The 19,536-nt window shown below is 52.6% G+C and carries 14 protein-coding genes; 10 read left to right on the plus strand and 4 right to left on the minus strand.

The features are described from left to right. Nucleotides 1–7: 7 nt before the first annotated feature. From R2083_RS00540 to R2083_RS00550, 3 genes are read left to right on the plus strand one after another with little or no spacing between them, the layout of a single operon-like run. Nucleotides 8–3,646 (plus strand): pyruvate formate lyase family protein, encoded by a 3,639-nt coding sequence (locus tag R2083_RS00540; RefSeq protein ID WP_317537157.1) that lies wholly within the window; start codon nucleotides 8–10, stop codon nucleotides 3,644–3,646. Then, a complete protein-coding gene (locus tag R2083_RS00545) occupies nucleotides 3,643–4,395 on the plus strand; it encodes a radical SAM protein (protein WP_317537158.1) in 753 nt (250 codons plus the stop codon). The genes R2083_RS00540 and R2083_RS00545 overlap by 4 nt, the downstream gene beginning before the upstream one ends. A 23-nt stretch (nucleotides 4,396–4,418) precedes the next feature. Continuing rightward, on the plus strand, nucleotides 4,419–5,513 hold the full coding sequence (locus R2083_RS00550) for a DUF6765 family protein (protein ID WP_317537159.1): 1,095 nt from the start codon (nucleotides 4,419–4,421) through the stop codon (nucleotides 5,511–5,513). 19 nt (nucleotides 5,514–5,532) lie between these two features. On the opposite strand, the gene R2083_RS00555 is transcribed toward R2083_RS00550, so the two are convergent. Further along, the gene (locus R2083_RS00555; RefSeq protein ID WP_317537160.1) at nucleotides 5,533–6,048 is read right to left on the minus strand and encodes a septal ring lytic transglycosylase RlpA family protein; all 516 of its coding nucleotides are present in this window, start codon (nucleotides 6,046–6,048) and stop codon (nucleotides 5,533–5,535) included. Nucleotides 6,049–6,241: 193 nt separating this feature from the next. Here R2083_RS00555 and speB point away from each other — a divergent pair, with 193 nt between their 5' ends. Further along, on the plus strand, nucleotides 6,242–7,219 hold the full coding sequence (gene speB, locus R2083_RS00560; RefSeq protein WP_317537161.1) for an agmatinase: 978 nt from the start codon (nucleotides 6,242–6,244) through the stop codon (nucleotides 7,217–7,219). Between the two features lie 9 nt (nucleotides 7,220–7,228). On the opposite strand, the gene R2083_RS00565 is transcribed toward speB, so the two are convergent. The 3 genes from R2083_RS00565 to R2083_RS00575 form a co-directional block, all read right to left on the minus strand. Further along, on the minus strand, nucleotides 7,229–8,596 hold the full coding sequence (locus tag R2083_RS00565) for a hypothetical protein (protein WP_317537162.1): 1,368 nt from the start codon (nucleotides 8,594–8,596) through the stop codon (nucleotides 7,229–7,231). A gap of 164 nt (nucleotides 8,597–8,760) precedes the next feature. Beyond that, complete coding sequence (locus R2083_RS00570; RefSeq protein WP_317537163.1) at nucleotides 8,761–10,467, minus strand: DUF5666 domain-containing protein; 1,707 nt, start codon at nucleotides 10,465–10,467, stop codon at nucleotides 8,761–8,763. 23 nt (nucleotides 10,468–10,490) lie between these two features. After that, on the minus strand, nucleotides 10,491–11,363 hold the full coding sequence (locus tag R2083_RS00575; protein ID WP_317537164.1) for a DUF6502 family protein: 873 nt from the start codon (nucleotides 11,361–11,363) through the stop codon (nucleotides 10,491–10,493). 209 nt (nucleotides 11,364–11,572) lie between these two features. Here R2083_RS00575 and R2083_RS00580 point away from each other — a divergent pair, with 209 nt between their 5' ends. From R2083_RS00580 to R2083_RS00605, 6 genes are all read left to right on the plus strand, one after another. Further along, nucleotides 11,573–13,405: a copper oxidase gene (locus R2083_RS00580; RefSeq protein ID WP_317537165.1), complete on the plus strand. Its 1,833-nt coding sequence runs from the start codon at nucleotides 11,573–11,575 to the stop codon at nucleotides 13,403–13,405. Between the two features lie 91 nt (nucleotides 13,406–13,496). Continuing rightward, a complete protein-coding gene (locus R2083_RS00585; RefSeq protein ID WP_317529651.1) occupies nucleotides 13,497–14,141 on the plus strand; it encodes a hypothetical protein in 645 nt (214 codons plus the stop codon). 167 nt (nucleotides 14,142–14,308) lie between these two features. After that, nucleotides 14,309–15,382 (plus strand): DUF1611 domain-containing protein, encoded by a 1,074-nt coding sequence (locus tag R2083_RS00590; protein WP_317537166.1) that lies wholly within the window; start codon nucleotides 14,309–14,311, stop codon nucleotides 15,380–15,382. A 47-nt stretch (nucleotides 15,383–15,429) separates the two neighbouring features. Next, nucleotides 15,430–17,136, plus strand: a complete 1,707-nt coding sequence (locus R2083_RS00595) for an ABC transporter ATP-binding protein (protein WP_317537167.1) — start codon at nucleotides 15,430–15,432, stop codon at nucleotides 17,134–17,136. A gap of 50 nt (nucleotides 17,137–17,186) precedes the next feature. Beyond that, the gene (locus tag R2083_RS00600; protein WP_317537168.1) at nucleotides 17,187–18,005 is read left to right on the plus strand and encodes a hypothetical protein; all 819 of its coding nucleotides are present in this window, start codon (nucleotides 17,187–17,189) and stop codon (nucleotides 18,003–18,005) included. An 87-nt stretch (nucleotides 18,006–18,092) separates the two neighbouring features. Next, on the plus strand, nucleotides 18,093–19,421 hold the full coding sequence (locus tag R2083_RS00605) for an OprO/OprP family phosphate-selective porin (RefSeq protein ID WP_317537169.1): 1,329 nt from the start codon (nucleotides 18,093–18,095) through the stop codon (nucleotides 19,419–19,421). Nucleotides 19,422–19,536: the final 115 nt, after the last annotated feature.

A 19,536-nucleotide genomic window follows, 5' to 3' on the forward strand; every position in this document is an offset into this window, starting at 1 on the left:
TGGAATCATGAGTAATGACAGGCACAATCGAGGCGGCATCCGGATCGATCTGGAACATGGAACGGCCGATACTTCCGCACTCGGCAATATCGCTATTTTTCCTATTCCCAATACCACACCCGATAAGATCAAGACATTGCGTGATCTTGCGTTGAGCGATATCAAGCTCAGCGATTTTCCGGTGGTGCAAGCGTGGCGCAATCAGCTGTTCGATCCGGAATGGATACCGGAGGTTTGCGATGAATTGCCGCGTTTGTTAACTGATTTTCTGCGCCAGCCCGATCATGCGGCGCTGCCGCCGGTGACGCGCCGCGCGCAGGCGTTGAAACATGTATTCAGCCGCAAAACGCCGATGGTGCGCGGCACCGATCTGCTGCCGGGGCAAACCACCACCAGTTTTGTCGGGCCGGTTGTGTATATGGATATGAGCGGCTATTGCATTTGGCCCGAGCTGGAAACGCTGGCGAAACGACCACAAAATCCGTTCAAGATCAAACCGGAAGTGGCCAAGCGGCTGAACGAGGAGATTTTCCCTTTTTGGCTGGAGCGGCGTACGGTACAGGAGGCGGCGCGTTATAGCGATTACGATACCGCGGATTACAAGAACGATCAGCGCGATGAGGTCGACGGCGGAATGTGCGAAGGCAAACCGTCCATCGACCCGCCGCTGAAAAAAAGCGCCGGTGAAACGCCCAAATGCCAGGAACTGTTTGAACGAGTGGCTTTTTATTTGTCCGATAAAGCCACGGCTGTGTCGCATACCGCGCCGGATTTCAGCCGGGTGCTCAAGTTCGGTTTTGATGGTTTGATTGCGCAGTTGCAGCAGGACATCGCGAGTGGTGTTGCGGATACGCCGGAAAAAATCGAGTTTGCGCGCAGCGTCATCGCAGTATACGAAGGCGCCAAAATCTATGCCGGTCATTTGGCCGAGGCTGCTGAGAAAGCTGGGAATAACGAGCTGGCCGCCATTTGCCGCAAGGTTCCGGCGCAGCCTGCCAGCACACTGGCGGAAGCGATTGCCGTCGTCTGGATTTGTTACCACTTGCTGTTGCAGGAAAATACCAATTTTGGCCTCTCGCTGGGACGATTGGATCAGACGCTGAACGAATTTTACTTGCGCGATTGGCGATCGCAGCCGGATGAAGCGGCGAAAACGGCGTATACAAAGCGGGCGGTTGAATTGATGTGCCACTTCTTTTTGCGCTGCTCCGATCATGTGCCGCTGTCGCCGGAAAGCGCGGAAGTATTGTTTGCTGGCAGCGGCTCAAACCAGGCCCTGACCGTGGGCGGCACGCGCTGGGAGAATGGTCAGACGGTCGATGCGGTCAACGACATGACCTACATCATCCTGAAAGCGACGGAGATGTTGTCCATCCGCGATCCGAACGTGCATGCCCGTTATCATAGCGATATTCATCATCGTGCGCCGGATGGCACGCCCTTGGCGGCGGATGAGATTTCCCCGTATCTGAAACGCATTTGCCAGGTGAATCTGGTTACACGCGCCACGCCTGCGCTGCACGGCGATGTGCCGATGATTCGCAGTATGGCGAATTATTATGCCAAGCACGATCATGTCACGGCGGACGAAGCGTTGGCGGATGCGTACGACTACGCATCGATTGGTTGTATCGAACAGAATGCCGACCATAAGCATTACGGTCATACCGGTTCCACCTTGCTGGTGCTCCCGGCGGTGCTGGAGCTGGCGATGTTCGGCGGCAAGCACCGCAGCGACGGCATCGGCAAGAACGATCCCAATTTGTTTTACGGTAAACCGGACTATACCTCTCCGCCGTTGACGGCAATGACATCGATGCAGGATTTCATCGACAGCTTCCGCTTTCAGTTGGACGAAATGGCGCGGCATTGCGTGCAATTCAACAATTATCTCGGGCGCACGCTGGAAAAAGTCCGGCCTTCACCGCTGCTGTCGGGATTATTCGACGGCCCTACAAACAAACCGGGAGAAAGCGGCGCCAAATTTCGCGATGTGTCCTCCGGCGGCGCCAAATATAACTCTTCCGGAGTGGCTATTATCGGATTGGCCGATGTGATCGATTCGTTCTGTGTCATCGACGCGCTGGTGTTTGGCGGCAAAATGTCGGCGCAGGAACTGATCGCGTTATTGGATGCGAATTTCGGCCGTAACCCATCGCCTGTCAATGCGACGGAAGCGCACAATTTTGTCAAAAACTGGCTGGATCGGATCCGGCAATTGGCGGGCGGTTCCGGCACGCATCCGGTGGCGATGGCACCAGAACGGCTGCAAGAGTGCATGCGCCTGATCCGGCTGGCACCGAAATATGGCGCCGGGGTCGATCAGACGCCCGGCGGTATCTACAACAATGCAATGGCGGTGAAATACACACGCCTGCTGACTAAAATGATCCAGGAAGTGTTTTTCAAGTACCGCACGCATCGCGGCGGGCGCTACCTGACCGGTTACTGGAGCATGACCAATCATGCCGGTTTCGGCATGCTGAGCCGGGCCACGCCGAATGGCCGGATGAATAACGCGTCGTTTGCCAGCGGCATCACGCCGTGTCCCGGTATCGTCAAAGCCAACGGAGATGCGGTCATGTTGCTCGATCATATGCTGTCGGTTGCCAGTGTTGATCCGGATACGGTACAAAACGGCTATACCTACAATCTCAGTCTGACGCCGCGCGGCAAAGCGTATTTCAACGAAGACTCCGAGCTTTTTGCCACGCATATGAAAACGTTCATGGATCAGAACGGCGTGCTGGTGCAGCTGTGCGTGACCTCGATCGAGGATTTTATCGCCGCCAACGCCGCCGCAACGGCGGCAAGCCGCGCCGGTGCCGGAGAAGCCGAGCAAAAAGCGCTGGCGCCGTACAAAGATTTAATGATTCGCGTGGCCGGTTATTCCGCTTACTATGTCACCTTGAGTCCGTTGATGCGGCAAGAAATCATCGATCGCGCCAATTTCGATATGAAGAGCGGTGTTGAGCAGCATGAAACCTATAGGGGCATAACGATGCATGCCACTATTCCCGCGTTACCCGGCGGTATTCACTATATTCTGAAATCCGGCATCCAGCTGGGCGAAGCGGACGGCGCGCTGAGCGGATTGTTGAATCGCATGGAAGGCACGATGCTGGCTGCGGGCATGGCCGTAATGATCAAGCTTGGTTTTGGTTTCTTGATCAATCCGGGTTTAAGTGAGTCCCAAGCGAAAAAAGCGCAGCATTTTTTTGAAAACAATTTCGTCATCAAAGATCCCAATGTTGCGGGCGGCATCCGCTACTATCAGGGAAAAATCCTGATTCGCACGCGCAAACCGCAAGATGACATGAATGTGCTGATCAAGTTTTGTCCCAATCCGGAGGCGCTCTATATTCAGACACTTCTTGGACGGCAACTGAATCCGGCGGCAATCGTAACCACCGAAGCGCTCAGCGAGGCGGAAGCGGACCGGATTGAGCGTGATCCAAATGAGGTCGATCTGGTGATCCGGTTCAAGGATACCCGGGCGATCCTGGGATTGGCTGAGCGCCCGAATGTGGATGTCGCACAATTATTGATTGAAAATCTGGTGCAAATTACCGGCAATTTCGGGCATATGTTCAAGTTCGGTGCGATTGGCATGAACGTGCAGGCGGCCATGAAGGATTTTTTATGAACGGCGAAAAGGGGCTGGTTTTCGACATCAAACGCGATTGCAGCGAAGACGGCCCCGGCATCCGCACGACGGTGTTTTTGAAGGGCTGTCCGCTGTCCTGCGTTTGGTGCCAGAATCCCGAAGGCAGAGCGGTCAAGCCCGAAACCGATATTCATGGCACGCACATTGGCACGTGGTACACGGTGGATGAGCTGATGTACCGCTTGCTGCAAGACAAGCCAATTTTTACTACAAGCGGCGGCGGTGTCACGCTATCGGGTGGCGAAGCGACGTTGCAAATGGGGTTCGCCAGTAACCTACTGCAAGCCTTGAAACGCGAAGGCATCCACACGGCGATAGAAACCAGCGGGTTTTTCGATTACGGGCGTTTCAAAAATGAAATGCTGCCGTGGCTGGATTTGATCTATTACGATATCAAACTGATGGATGAAGCCGCCAGCCAACAATATTGCGGACATTCGAGCAAGCGCATGCTGGATAATTTTTCCCGCTTGCTCAAGGATGCGCGGATACCCGTGATTCCGAGAATTCCGCTGATTCCGGGAATAACCGCAACCGAAGACAATCTTCGGGCCATCGCCGCATTTCTCGATCAGCAAGGCATCAAATCGTGCGCTTTGATGCCCTACAACCCGCTGTGGAGCGATAAGCTGAAGCAATTGGGCTTACCAGTTCTTTACGAGCACAAAGGCTTCATGACACCCGCTGAACAGAAAACCTGCATCGGCTACTTCACAAAATCCAATTAATCCAATCGAGTTAGAGGGAGATCATGCAAAAAGACTTTCATCATGCGACAACTTATGTCCTGGCACGCTTAGCCGGTTTTGATCACCCTGAAGCGGATATCATTGCCTATGCTTCGCAATATGTCGATGATGCGACCAATACCGGGGTGATTCGTTTTACCGATGGTTCTATGTACGAGCATGTCAGCTCGGCGCATAAAACATTCGATTACAAAAATTTTGACGAGCTGGCCAACCACCAGGCATGGCTGCCGTTTCACTTTCTTCCCGGCAATAATGAGGCGAATGCCGGGAAGAATCCGCTGGATACCTTCATGGACAAAATCGTCTGCAAACCGGATAGCCCTGTCGCCAGAGAAATGGTGACGGCCTGCATTAACAGCAGAAACAGTCCGCACGCATTGCAGCGGCTCGGCATTACCCTGCATGTCTATGCCGATACTTGGTCGCACCAAGGTTTCGCCGGAGTTAATCACAAAAACAACGATATCAGTAAATTGAACGATGAGGACAATCCCGGCAATTACCTCGCGGCCCGGCTGAAGGATTTCTTTGGCGATGCGTTTGATGATGCCGCCAGTAAGCTAGTGGGCGATACCTTGCCGCTGGGTCACGGCGCTGCGCTTTCTTATCCGGATCGCCCCTATTTGAAGTGGAGCTACAAAGATCACCATAAGAACAAAGTCGTTAGAGATAACGCGGCGATTTTTCTACAGGCGGCGGAAAAAATGGTCATGGCTATGCAGCGTTTCCGCCTTGGCGACGCCAATGCCGATGTTCCCGGGCTACAGGCTACGGATAAAGCCAGAATCGAGGCGTTGTTCCGCAATATCAAGCAGGATGAGGAAAATGCCCGGCATAAAGCATGGCTGGAACGGATCGCAACCGGTTATTTCAATTTTCCGCCGGTTAATCTCATGTATATCGCAAAAGGGCCCGGCTCGTGGAAACACAAGGCGCTGGGCACGATCAGAGTTACCGATGATAAAAGCGAGAGGTTTGAACTCAAACCTGACTTTCTGACCAGCCATTGGAAATTGTTCCACGATGCGTTGCAATTACACCGCTTTTATGTGATTCATGAGCTGTTGCCGCGCTATGGCATTTGCGCGGCGTAGCGGTAATGCGCTGAACGCTCTATTTCTGACTGATCTTATCGTCGAGATGCTCGACCTTGACTTTGGCCACGCCGTGCAAGCCGATCTTTTTGGCCGCACCATGCGATAAATCGATGATTCTGCCTTTCTTGAACGGTCCGCGGTCATTGACCAGAACGTCGACATGACGGCCGTTTTGCAAATTGGTCACCCGGACGCGTGACGGCAACGGCAATGTTTTATGCGCGGCGGTTAAGCCGTGCGGGACGAAGCGTGTTCCCATCGCGGTGCGATTGCCCGATTCCGAACCATACCAGGAGGCATGGCCGACTTCGCGGTAGCCAGCGGCCGAGCGCATCGGGTAGTAGGTGACGCCCTTTATCGTGTAAGGTTTGTTGTACGGTGCGGTGAGATTGGGGTAGCGTTGACTGCCCGCATCGGGTGAACGCTGCGAAGTGCCGGAAAACATCGAAGCGCAGCCGCTGATCAAACCGGCGGTCAGCAATATGACGCTCAAATGCTTGCGATAGGTTGACTGTTGCATCGTATCTTTCATACAGAAATGTTTCCAAAACGCGCTGGATTATAGCGGTATCCGGCTGCCATTAGCTATGATCGGTGGCATGAGCTTTTGTTCGCATCACAAAATCTTGAATTTGCATTGATCAATCATATTATCATCGCAAGCCGGTGCTGAAATGACAAGATTGCGCCAGCGCATTCAACGACAAAGGAAGAAGGATTGAACTATGACCGATAACAGCCACATCAAAATCCATGACGGGATCGCACGCGAGGGTTACTACGGTATGTTGCGCGAGCCGACATTTTCGGGCGTGCTTTCCTTCATGCGGCGCAATTCCAGCAAGGATATTACCGGGGCCGATCTGGTGATCAGCGGTATTCCGTTTGATCTGGCGGTGACTTACCGCTCCGGCACGCGTTTCGGGCCGCAGGGCATTCGCTTGGCGTCGGCGGAAGTCGCGTCGATGAAACCCTATCCGTGGGGGTTCGATCCGTTCGAGAACCTCGCCGTGATCGATTTTGGCGATTGCTATCTCGATGTGCATAATCCGATGACGATCCATGAAACGATTGCCGCTCATGCCCGGCATATTCTGGCATCGGGCGCGCGCATGCTGACGTTTGGCGGCGATCACTATATCAGTTATCCGCTGCTGAAAGCGCATGCGGAAAAGTTTGGCGCGCCGCTCGCGTTGATTCATTTCGATGCGCATAGCGATACCTGGTCAGACGATACGCCGAGTTCGCTGAATCACGGTTCGATGTTTTATAAAGCCGTACAGGACGGATTGATCGATCCCAAACACTCGGTACAAATCGGTATCCGCACCTGGAATGATGACTTCATGGGCATACATGTGTTGGATGCCACTTGGGTGCACCGGCATGGCACCGATGCGGTGATTGCCGAAGTTGAACGTATCGCCGGCGATCGCCCGGCTTATTTTACCTTCGATATCGATTGTCTTGATCCGGCGTATGCGCCCGGTACCGGCACGCCGGTGTGTGGCGGATTGACTACCGCGCAGGCGCTGGCGATCATTCGCGGTTTTACCGGCATCAATCTGATCGGCATGGATATCGTGGAAGTGTCGCCACCCTACGACCACAGTCAGATCACGGCGCTCGCCGCGGCGCATATCGCCTGCGATTTGATTTGCTTGCTGGCAAAGCGCAAAGCGGATGGGCTGCTGCACATTTGACTGGGTGGCTTAAAAAACATAGCGTAAATTAATACCGCCACCCCAATCGGGACTGCGTTCCGAGAAACCTTTCAAGCCATAAATGTTGAGTCTGATATTGTTGCTGACTCTTTGGGAAAGATAGAGCGTGAGGTCTCTGCTGTCTTGCAGCCGCACGGGCGATTGTCCCATGTTGTAACTCGTTCCCACAGTGACGGTTCCGGATAGCCGGTAACCGATTCCGGCCCCGCCATAAAATACATTGTGAAACGTTACATGGGACGGATTGCCGAGTATCCGGTAACCAAAAGTGGCGCTGAGTGTGAAATTCGAGATGGTTTTATATAGATCTCCTTGAATTGCGTAATCGACCCGGCCGGTACCCAGATTCTGGCTGGTGCTGGCCGTGGGGATTTTTAACCGGGTGGTGATATCAAAAGCGATACCGGTCGGCGCATGATCGATTAAGTTGTAGCTGAAGGCGGTAACCATATCGCCCAACCCGGAGCGGCTTGTGCTTGAAAGCGCAGAACCGCCCAAAGGAATGCCGCCCGCCAGGCCGAGTGTGCCGACTTTACGCTGTCTCAATTTGCCGCTGCTATCGTCAACACCACTGCCGTCGTCAATGCCACCGCCACCACTGCCATCGTCAACACTACCGCCGTCGTCAATACCTCCGCTGCCACTGCCACCGCCACCACTGCCGCTATCGTCGCCGCCGCCGTCATCGGTGCCTCCGCCACCACTGCCGCTGTCGTCACCACCGCCGTCATCGGTGCCTCCGCCACCACTGCCGCTGTCGTCACCACCGCCGTCATCGGTGCCTCCGCCACCACTGCCGCTGTCGTCACCACCGCCGTCATCGCTGCCTCCGCCACCACTGCCGCTATCGTCACCGCCGTCATCGCTGCCCCCGCCACCACTGCCGCTGTCGTCGCCACCACCGTCATCGCTGCCTCCGCCGCCATCATCGCCACCACCGGAGCCGGAATTTCCACCCGAGCCCGAGTTGTTTTCATTTTCGGAGATAATCACCGGACAATTGATGTTTAGTTCATCGCAAATAACGATACCACCGCCACTGGAGCCTCCACTGACACCGCCTCCATTAATGATGGTTCCTCGGCCATCGATACCGCCGATCCCGGGACCCAGCACATTGCCCGGTCCGGTCATATTGAGGTATGGAAGGGTTATCCGGAAGGATGCCCGGCCCTTGTCGTAGCGTGCCGTGAAAGGGACATACCAAATATCGGTCGCGGATGGTCCGCCGTATTTGCCCGTTGTGAAGTCGGTTGCAGTGCTGAAGCTGAATCCATCCGCAAATACTGCGGGCGAATTACAGGCAATCGATAGAAGCAGAATGAACTGGAACGGCGGTGATATGAATCGGTGCATGGAGACTTGCTATTGTTGGGGTTAGTTTCGTGCTCGACATGTATGGGATCATTTCCTACATTGTTGAGTGTAATTATCCTACATAGGATAAAACTAACAATTTGAAAAGTAAATAAGTATTTTACTGATTTGGGCTTGAGAAGCCATTAATCGCGCGTGCTTGCTTAGCGATCCAAATCCCGGTCGCGATGACTGAAGTCCCTGTCTCGATGATCGCTATGATCGCGAATTTGATCTCGATCCAAGACATGATCTCTATCCAAGGTATGACTTCTATCAAGGGCATGATCTTTATCCAGAGTATGATCCCTGTCGCGGTTATGATCTCTATCCGGGGTATCGATGTCGCGGAGATTGTCTTTGTGATCGCTTGATTTCTCCAGGCGATCCGCCCCCTCTGAGGGCTTCTCGGGTTTATCCGCGGATCCGTGACCGGAAAGATTTTGCTCGCGACTATCTTGCGGCTTTTCATCATGATCCTTTCCGGAAGAGCTAGGACGATCTATTTTCTGATCACTGTCGGGTGCGATTGTAGTGTCTTTGCCATGAGAGCCGCCCCCGGATGTGTGATCCTTGCCCGAATTACTGTCAGTGTCCTTTTTTAATTCCCCTTTATGACCTGAGCCGGACCCGCCGCCCTGGTTCTGATCGCTCTTGTCACCGTGAATCGATTTGGCTTCGGGCTCAGTGCCGGAGTTATTTTTTTTGCCGCGATCGCTGGTGTCGATTCCATCGTTGCCGATTCTTTCCAGAATTTGCAGTTGCACCGGCACTTCTTGCTTGAGTTCAATCCGTTCGGGATTGATCCGCTGATCCGCACCGGGCCGGCCGCTGATCTGAATGCGTTGATCCAGTCTGAGATCGCTCCTTACGTTGCCGGATACCGGGCTGCCCGGATCCAATGTGACAATCCGGTTACTCAGGTTTAATTCCTTGCCCTCCAGCGCATGGATATAACCTTCGATCACGACATGATCGACATTGCCGATACTCTGCCGGGTTGGTTCCGCTTGAACCTGATGCGCCTTCATTTGAAGACCATCCCAACGGCCGGCAATGGATATTTCCATGCCTTTCGCGAGACCTTGCGGCATTAATTTGGCATCGTGATGAATGCGGGTGCCATTGACTTCAATGCCCTGTTCGTCGATTTGCGTGATATGGCCGTTTAATCTGGCTTCGGCACGCGGTGCAATGGTCTCGACGCGTGAAGCGGCAATGGTGCCGCTGGAAAGACGGTGACCGCTGACTTGTACCCAATCGCCGGTTTTGAGATTGGAGAGGCTGCTGTGTTCTCCGCCTTGTCCGATCCGAACGGTTTGACCCAATACTTGCATTTCTCCCTTGGTGGTATCGAAGTGGCTGACCGGCCCGACCGCGGCATGGATTACTGCAATGTTGCGCGCTGTGAGTTTATCGCCTGTGCCCAGTGCCCGGGCGGCAACGATCTGGCCCACGGCCAGTTCGTCTGCGCTGGCTGGCTGGCCATCCATGGAGATGGTTGTGCCGGAGCTGTAATGAATTTCAATGCCGTTGACACAAATGCTGGCGAATCCGGTGATGACACCTACAATTCCTGTGCCGCCGATACCGCCATCGTTTGCGATGCTTCCGGTTCCACCGATTCCGCCTTGCGGGTTGCCGGTGCCGCCCATTCCGCCATCGTGCAGTCCAGTCCCGCCGACGCCGGATTGAGCCGCACCGGTACCGCCGATTCCGGAGTGGGTAAGCATGACGGGATTAATGAGAGAAGCGTTGTCATCGCAGTTATTTTTTGCGAATGCGCTGACAGCGCATAAGAATGTCAAAGCGATCATGCCGAATTGATGCAAACTGGCTTGGCATATCGCCGCTAATGAAATTTTTTTCATTCGGATAGATTCAAGTTCTTGTGCTAGGAATGCGAATCGCTTGTGTGCCCGGGGGTTTTTTTCGGCTCGACCGGTTCGCTGTAATAATAAATGCCAAATGTCATGCGGTAATCCGGCTCGCATTTTTGCGCATCGGTTTTTTCCAGCTCCAAAGCGGTCTTGTTGATTGCAAGCAAGGATTCCATGCCCAGTTGCGCGGATTTCTCAGCGAGTAGTTTGACTGAGTCGGCGCTCAATCCATCGTAGTAAACACTGCGCTCCAGGAAAGGCTGGTTGTGACCGAGCAAGTTGCTGGTTGCGGCCGCCGCGTGATCATGCAAGTTATGGCCAAAATAAAAAACTTTTTCATCAAAGCCATGTGCGGGAATGAACGCTGCTGTATTAAGACAAACACGGTTTTCTTCGTCGAAGTGAGCAACGCCAAGTCTTAGCCACTCATCCAGCACAACCCGTGAACGGATATCGCAGCTCACACTGGCAACCAATCCCTCAAAAGAAATATCGCCACCTTCCCGGGCAAATCTTGGCAATCGTTTGGGTTGATTGTTTTCGTCCAGATAACGGGGGTCGCTGCTCCAGAGACTGACCAGCCGGGCGCCGAGTGAAATCGCTTGCGGCGTGGTTTCGGCGCCGGAATAACTGCCATGGCGTAATCGCTTGATGTCTTTGCGGTGAATACCGGTCAGCAAACTGAGATGACTATCCGTCGAAGGTTTTTCGCCGATTTTGAAGTCGTTTGCGGCTACTTCAACATATAAATCTTTCAGCATTTCCGTCAGAAAAGGATAGGTGATTCCTTTGGCCAGCATCAGTTTGATGAATGGCCGTAATACCCGGCGCACTGCTGTGATCAGTGCCGGTGAAAGGCTTGAATTGGTTGAATGAACACCATGCATAACAAATTGTCCGCGAGGAAATTAAAGCCATTAACGAATGATTGCAAAACATTTTAGCATGTTGTGGGAAAATATCACACAAATTGTTGACATGGAAAATTTTCCCACGTATAGTATTTCTTGTGCGGGAAAATGTTACACGTAAATAGCTTTCATCAATGATGAATCGAGAGCTGCCGTTTTAGTTAATGTTGAATGAGAGATTCACTATGTTTGAAATATCAATAAAAAGAAAGAGTAAAAAGGTTATTGCCTGCGGTGCGGCGATCCTGGCTTTATCGGCAAATAGCGTTGCTGCTGATAACCAAGTCAATTTTGCACTGACCGATATCCCGGGCCGCTGGTTTGATACCGGATCGTCAGTCGCGGGCAGCCGCTCGATTGCCATCGCCTCGCCGGGCGCAAGAGTCAATTTTTCGGGAAACTCCAATACCGTGCATACCAGAACCAGTTTGATTTACCCAACTGGCGCGGCGGGCATGCCATTTAATACCGATCCCAAAAAGGGTGGCGACAGTCTGATACTGACGACACCGGGATTGTATGTCTTTACTTGCAGCATTCACCCGTACATGTTCGGTGCGGTGATTGTGGACGATCCGGCAACTACCGGATTGGACCTGGGTTCTTCACTCAGCCTGATCAACGGTATTACCGTTCCAAGCAGCAGCGATCTCGCTACGCGGTTGTTACGAACATTCTTCATTGCGACCAATCCGGCTAACTGGCAGAACTACGCCAGTAATGCTAAGTGGCATATTACTTATCCCAACGTGGATGTGCGCGTGGACATCGGTGTCGTCAATTTGCCCGCCGTATTGAATGCGCGCTACGGCAATGACATCAATTTATCCGCGTTGCAAAATCCCGCGATTCCGGCGGTTGGAGAAATCTGGGCGGCAACGCAATTTGAAATGACTGCGGGAAAATCCAAACCGGGAACCGTTTCTGCAATTGATGGCACTAATTGGCAAGTAACGCGCAAGGTGGCGCTGCCTTCGATCAAAATGAACAATCCGCATAATATGTGGACTGATAGAGATCAGAACGTTATCTATGTAACGCAATGGTTTGACAAAAAACTGACGGTTTATGACCGCAAAACCGGCGCGCTGATCCGCAACGTATCCGTTGGCGAAGCGCCAGCGCATGTGATGACGCTGACCGATACTGATAGATTGCATATTACCAACAATGGCGATACCCGCACGGATTCGGTGATGGAATTGAGTCCACTGGCTGCTCAAGTGTTGCGCCGGGTGGATATTGGACGAGGCAATGCGCACGCGCACTGGATGAGCCATGACGGCAAAACCATGGTGACGCCGAATGTGCTGAGCGGTGATACCACGCAGTACAACTTCAAAACAAATTCCATCGAAGCCATTCTGCCCGTGAGTGGTCATTTCAGCCATCCGCTGGCTACCGGCATGATGCCGGATGCCAGTAAGTATTACGTCGCTAATTTGCTGGATAGCACTATCACCGTGGTTGACATGAAGTTGCATAACGTTATCAAGCACATTAACCTGATTGAGCATTACGACCCGCTATCCGGCGTTATTTCCGGTCCTGTCGGCGCGTTACCGGTGCAAACGCCGGTATCGCCGGATGGGAAAAATATGGTTACGGCGAATACGCTCACCGGCACGATCACTATCGTCGATACACGCCCCAATCTGGCGACAACCGATGAAGTGGTGGCCATGCTGCCGTGCGATCCGGGCTGTCATGGCGTGCAATATGGCGCCAAGAAAGGCGGTGGCTACTATGCCTATGTCACCAGTAAATTCTCGAACAGAATGCTCGTTATTGATCCTGATCCCAACAGCGATGGCGATCCATCCGATGCCAAGATAGCAGGTAAAGTCGGACTGTTCGCCGCAAACTCTACCGTGAAGGATGACACGATTACGGCTAATCCTGGCATGGGAGGACAAGGTATTCTGCCGATTCCGCTGGTTTATAACGGCTGGGTTCAGAATTTGCCTGCAGCATGGCGCAATCAATTGACTGGGGCACAACAAGATCCAATTAAGTAACGGAATGTTGGATAAGAAGATACTTTCAGAAATTTGCTGTTAATTTAAATGTTGTACTGTGTTTGTTACTTTTATCAATGAGGAGAAAAAAATGAGTTCAGGACATGACGGACGTGATGATGATTCATCGGGACACGAGCACAAAGCTTTTAAATTCACGATTGTGGATAGTAAGGTAACAGCTGCATTTGAGCTGGATGATGGCGTGTGGGAATCAAAATCGATCGACGATGACGGCAGTGAAACCTACGTAGTGGAAGGAACCGAGGTCGTTCGTACCGAGGTCAAAGCTTTCGGCACGGAAATAACCCGCTATGCCGACGTCGATGGCGACGGCACTTACTTGCGTGTTTCGGAGCAATGGACAGTTTCACCGGGTGCTAACGGCACGGTTCCAAAGTTTTCCGGGATACTGAGATTCTCACCTACCGATAGCGATGATGCGATTGCAGTGCGCGCCGGTGAAGACTGCTCTGGTGGACGTGGTTCCGATGATTTTGTAATCCGCGATGTATCGCATTTGCGCATCGATGATTTCAGCTCGCTGGAGCATGATACGCTGGTTTTTGATACCGGCCTTGGCTTAACGTCGAAGGAACACTTGGCCAGCTTTGTTACCGATATTCATCAGGAAGGCACCAATTTCATCGTGAACTTCGGTTCCGATGTATCAATCACGCTGGTTGGCGTTCAACCGGATCACATCAGCTGGGATGATGTTAGCGTGCTGAGCTAACATCCGCGCATCAAGGGGTTTTTAACTCCTCCCGTTTATCAATTTCAGCTTCTCGCGGAACTTCCCAAAACAGGCCGTATCGCGCCTTTTTGGGAAGCAGGGGGATTATTTTCTAAAAAATTGGCTAACCCGGCATTTTTTGGAATTCACAGATAAAGGAATTTACCATGAACACTTTACTTATCAGCCAAGAGCGTTTGCTGCAAGCGAAGATTGCTTATACGCCGCGCAACTTAAAATTGGAAACAGTAGCGGCGTTGTTGCAAGGGGACGAAGTAATTCCCGATGCCGGCGATATGGTGCTGGCGAAGGTTACCAAGATTGGCCACCATAGCGGGCTGGAATTGGCTCACGGACGGCGTTCCGCGCTATTTGCAGGTGACGAAATCATTGTCTGCTATGGTGATCGTTATGCGCCCGATCAGTTTGAAGCGCATGTGTCGGATGATTTGCAGGCATGCGATCTGGTGGCATCCGGCGGCATAGCTTCGCGTGTTAATTACCGTCACGCCAGTGTCAAAGCACCGACCAGCATCGAACCCATCGGTTTATTGCTGGATAGCCATAATCAGCGCATCAATTTGCGGGATACCGCACTGCCTAAACTGGTCAGTTTGTTTCCACGCCCCTACACAATAGCGGTAACCGGAACTGCGATGAATGCCGGCAAAACAACCACTGCGGCCACTTTGATTCGCGGCCTGGTCAATGCAGGCTATACCGTAGGCGCAGCAAAAGTGACCGGCACCGGTTCCGGCAGGGATACTTGGCTCATGACCGATGCCGGATCCAAATTAACGTTGGATTTCACGCACGCCGGTTTTCCTTCGACGTATATGCTTACGCCGGAGCAAGTCGACCATATCGTGGAAACGCTTGTTATGCATCTGAGCGCAGCCAGAGTGGATGCGATTGTGCTGGAAGTGGCCGATGGCTTGTTGCAGCGCGAGACAGCTGCTTTGCTGGACTCCAAAGTCTTTGCACGAGCCGTGGATAGCGTAATTTTCGCCGCAGGCGATGCCATGGGCGCGGTGGCAGGTATTGAGCACTTAAAGCGTAAGAAGCTGCCGGTAAGCGCGGTCAGCGGCCGGTTGACAGCTTCTCCTCTGGCGATCATTGAAACAGAAAAGGCCACCGGATTACCTGTGTTTGATAAGGCTGCGCTCAGTTCTCCAGCTATCGCCAGTGCGCTGCATATTCCGCTGCAAGGTTCATCGCTGCGGAAAATATTGGCAGGCTAGCCAGCGTGCGAAGCGCACATTACTCTCAACATTATTAAGTCCGCACAATGAAAATTCCTCCGATACTTCACGGCTACCGCCGTATTCTGTTCATCCGCCTGGTTTCCAATGGGTTATTGCAAGCGGCATTGGCGATTGGCACGGCGTGGCTGGTGAAGGAAATATTCGACGGCTTTCTGACCGTGCAACAGCCGGTGTTGGATACGCGTGCGGTATGGCTGGTCGCAGGATTGATTATGGCAGCGGCGTGTATTGGCTGGCTGCGCATGGCGGAACGCATTGATGCTGAAAAAATGGGGCAGCACTATGCTGCCGAAGTGCGGATCTTGTTGTACGACTGCTTGAGTTTTTTGACTCCCCGGACATTACAAAAGCGCAGCCGGGGCGGTGTATCGCTTCGCTTTGTTGGCGATATGACGTCGTTGCGGCGCTGGATCAGCATGGGATTGGCGCGTGTCACCGTAGCGGGTGTCTCAACCGTATCCGCATTGCTGCTGTTGGGAATGATCAATTGGCAGCTCACCGTCACGGTAACCGTATCGCTCGCCATGGGCGCATGGTTGACTTATCTTTTCGGTAAGCGTATGCGCGCTGCGGCAAAAGAATCGCGGCGGCGCTTATCCAATTTGGCAGCCAATGTGAATGAAAAAGTAACCAGCATCGCGGTTGTGCAGGTATTCGGCCAGGTTGATCGCGAGCGTGAGCACATTATCCGTCAAGGAAAATATTTGCAGGATTCGATGGTTGCCCGGGCGCGCATAGCGGGTCAGATTCTGGGTATTACTGAATTTTCCGCTGCCATGACATCGGCAACCACATTGCTGGCCGGTATTTTTGCGGTAACAACCGGTACCGCGAGTGTCGGTGCGGTTATCGCGGCCATTACCATCGTCGGTATTCTTCTGCCGCCTTTACGTGACTTGGGGCGTATTCAGGAATATTGGCATGGCGCAGGTATAGCACGGGAAAGAATCAAGGAATTTTTGGATAGCCCATCCCTGGTGGCGCAAACAACCAATGCGCCCGATTTGACCGTAAGATCAGGTGGTTTGAAGTTTGACTCAGTCAGCGTGACGGGTGGATTGAATAAGCTGAGCGGTACCATAGCGCCGGGTAAAGTGGTTGCAGTGGTTGGGCCCAATGGCGCGGGCAAATCAACGTTGTTGCTATTGGCTGCGCGGCTGATCGATCCGCATGAAGGCAAGGTGTTTCTCGATGGGCAAAACCTGGCGGAACATAGCTTGAATTCAGTGCGCCAAGCTGTCGGCATGGCCGGACCTGATCTGCCTTTGTTACGCGGCACAATCGAAAGAAATTTACGTTATCGCTGGCGCAATGCGCCGGATAAGGAAGTGGCCAGAGTTCGTGTACTGTGCGGGATTGATGAAATGCTAGTGCCGTTTCCGGAAGGAGACAAAACCCGGGTTGCGGAAGGCGGATTGAATTTATCGGTAGGCCAGCGTCAGCGTATCGCATTGGCCCGCGCTTTGCTGGGAAATCCTCCGCTGCTGCTGCTGGATGAAGCGGATGCCAATCTCGACAGCCAAGCCAGTAAAGTCATCGACCGCATACTGGCTAGCTATCAAGGGACTGTTCTCATGGTGACGCATCATGTAGACCATATCATGGCGGCTGATGAAATCTGGTATCTCGAAGCGGGCCGCTTGCTGGAAGCGGGTCCACCCGCTGCGCTGTTGTCCGGTGATGGGCCGGTTGCGCGGTTTTTCGGTATTAGCAAGCCGGTTGCGATTTGAAACAGATTGTTTGGGGAGCGATATTGATGCTATTACCGCTATCTTGCACTATGGCTACGAGTATTGTGCCGCGTTCAAAACCGATGGAGCGTGGCGTGGTGTTGCAACGTACTCTGCAAACGGATTCTCGCCAGAAGTATTTTCTGTACGTTCCGCGGCAGGGCGGAAACGGTGCAAAAATTTTTATTACGGTACATGGCATTTCGCGCAATGTGCGCCAGCATGCTAAAGAATTCGTGGCTTATGCTGAGAGATATGGCGTTGTAATGATCGCGCCCTATTTTCCCTCGGATCGTTTTCCCGATTATCAGCGGCTAGGGCGTAAAGGCAACCGCGCGGATATCGTGCTCAATGCGATTGTGGCCGAAGTTGCGCAGCTAACGGGCGCCAGCTCAGATAAGCTTTATCTGTTCGGTTATTCAGGCGGAGCGCAGTTTGTGCACCGTTACATGTTTGCCTACCCGGAACGAGTCGCCAGAATCGTTTTGGGAGCACCGGGCTGGTATACCCTGCCGGATGCCTCGCTTAAATTTCCGATCGGGATACAGCCAGTTCTGAGCATACCGCAAGTACAATTTAATTCCGCCCGTTTCTTGAACATCCCGGTGTGCGTGCTGGTGGGAGAAAAAGATAACCGGCGCGACGCAGAACTGAACAAATCAACAATAATTGACAGACTGCAAGGTAAAACCCGGATCGAACGCGGCCGGCACTGGGTGGAGGAAATGAGCTACCAGGCCCGGTTGCTAGGCTTGCCGACTACTTATGCTTTTCATCTGCTGCCGGATTCGCCGCATTCGTTTGCGATCAGCATGGAGCGTGGCGACATGGGAGACAAAACGTTTAATTTCTTATTTCCAGAAAGCTGAGCATGTGCAGTTACTTCCATCCGGCAAAGCAAATGCATTGAATGGGTGTCAGAACTTATCCCATCACTCATTCCAATGAAAGTTATCTTGCTAAGGCTAATACTGAGTGCGGTGCTATGCGGTTTTCTGGGCAGCACCGCCACTTTTGCGCAGGAAGATACTTCCGATCGATCGCAGCGAGCCATCAGCAAAAAATCCTCCCCGGATAAGAAAAAGAAAAAAAGAAAACCGGGTTTTTTTTATGGCAATGCGGGAACCGGATTCCGATGGAATAAAGGCAAAAGTGAAGTACGGCTGGCTGGGTTTATGCAGGCGGATACCCGTACTTATTTTGACGATGTGGCGGATTCCGGCAAAGACAATTTTTTCTTGCGGCGGATTCAACCTTCACTCGAAGTTAAATTTAATAAAACGCATAGCGTTTTTATCATGCCGAGCTTTTCATCGGCGTTGGGAATTCTGGATGTGTACTGGGAAGGTAATTTTTCTAAGCCATTCAACATTCGAGCCGGTAAATTCAAAGCTCCATTTGGCTTAGAGCGTTTGCAGTCAGCTACTGCACTGGCTTTCAATGAGCGTGCTTTTCCCACCAATTTGTCACCCAATCGCGAGATTGGCGGGCAAATTTTCGGCGATATTTTGTGGGGTACCACGGAATATCAAGTCGGACTTTTCAGCGGAATGGTCGACAATAGCACCGGGTTGCGCGATAGCGTGATTTATTCAAACCACAGTGGGGTAGATTTCGTAGCGCGGCTGTTTTCCCATCCGCTCAAGCATAGTGATGTTGAGTTTGTAAAAGGTCTAGGGCTCGGAATTGCTTACAGTTATGGCACGCAGCAGGGCAATGCGCAGCGTGGCGAGTCTCACTTGCCGGTGTTTATTTCTCCCGGCCAGCAATCGATCGCTTCCTATGTGCGGGGTGCTTTTGCCGATGGCAGCCGGGAGCGGATTGGTCCGCAGCTCTATTATTCCTACGGTCCATTGGGCGTGCTTGGCGAGTATACTGTCTCTCAGCAGAATGTGAGACTCGGTGCAGTGACCGATAAAGTCACTCATGATGCTTTTCAAGCGCAATTGTCCTGGGTGCTGTTTAACGGCGATGCTTCCTTTCGCCGGATCCGGCCGCACAATCCGCTGACACTGGAAAACATCAGTTCGTTGGGCGCGGTGCAACTGGTCGGGCGATATGCGGTATTAAGCCTCGATGACAAAGCATTTGCGCATGGTCTGTTTGACTCGGATCACGCGGTTAGAAAAGCGCAGGATTTCGGTATCGGTATTAATTGGTATCTCAATCGCAATATTAAATTCCAATTGGATTACAATCAGACCCATTTCACGGGCGGTGCCGGTGGTGGAGCGAACAGGGCGGAAGAGAGGGTGTTGTTCTCGCGCATGCAAATTGCGTTTTGAGTTGTTTCTCACGGGTTCAAATCACCTGGTTTTCACTTTCAGCTTCGGAATGAATGCGCTATAGTGAAACGGTTATGTTCCGGTATCGCAATTTCGTTATGATGCGCGGGCAAAA

The sequence above is a fragment of the Nitrosomonas sp. Is35 genome, assembly GCF_033063295.1.
In the GTDB taxonomy this organism is placed as follows: Bacteria; Pseudomonadota; Gammaproteobacteria; order Burkholderiales; family Nitrosomonadaceae; genus Nitrosomonas.

Coding starts and splice junctions, on each gene's coding strand:
- R2083_RS00555 (WP_317537160.1), bottom strand. CDS start 6,048: ATGAAAGATACGATGCAACAGTCAACCTATCGCAAGCATTTGAGCGTC.
- R2083_RS00585 (WP_317529651.1), top strand. CDS start 13,497: ATGAGTTCAGGACATGACGGACGTGATGATGATTCATCGGGACACGAG.
- R2083_RS00590 (WP_317537166.1), top strand. CDS start 14,309: ATGAACACTTTACTTATCAGCCAAGAGCGTTTGCTGCAAGCGAAGATT.
- speB (WP_317537161.1), top strand. CDS start 6,242: ATGACCGATAACAGCCACATCAAAATCCATGACGGGATCGCACGCGAG.
- R2083_RS00540 (WP_317537157.1), top strand. CDS start 8: ATGAGTAATGACAGGCACAATCGAGGCGGCATCCGGATCGATCTGGAA.
- R2083_RS00580 (WP_317537165.1), top strand. CDS start 11,573: ATGTTTGAAATATCAATAAAAAGAAAGAGTAAAAAGGTTATTGCCTGC.
- R2083_RS00570 (WP_317537163.1), bottom strand. CDS start 10,467: ATGAAAAAAATTTCATTAGCGGCGATATGCCAAGCCAGTTTGCATCAA.
- R2083_RS00550 (WP_317537159.1), top strand. CDS start 4,419: ATGCAAAAAGACTTTCATCATGCGACAACTTATGTCCTGGCACGCTTA.
- R2083_RS00600 (WP_317537168.1), top strand. CDS start 17,187: ATGGCTACGAGTATTGTGCCGCGTTCAAAACCGATGGAGCGTGGCGTG.
- R2083_RS00565 (WP_317537162.1), bottom strand. CDS start 8,596: ATGCACCGATTCATATCACCGCCGTTCCAGTTCATTCTGCTTCTATCG.
- R2083_RS00595 (WP_317537167.1), top strand. CDS start 15,430: ATGAAAATTCCTCCGATACTTCACGGCTACCGCCGTATTCTGTTCATC.
- R2083_RS00575 (WP_317537164.1), bottom strand. CDS start 11,363: ATGCATGGTGTTCATTCAACCAATTCAAGCCTTTCACCGGCACTGATC.
- R2083_RS00545 (WP_317537158.1), top strand. CDS start 3,643: ATGAACGGCGAAAAGGGGCTGGTTTTCGACATCAAACGCGATTGCAGC.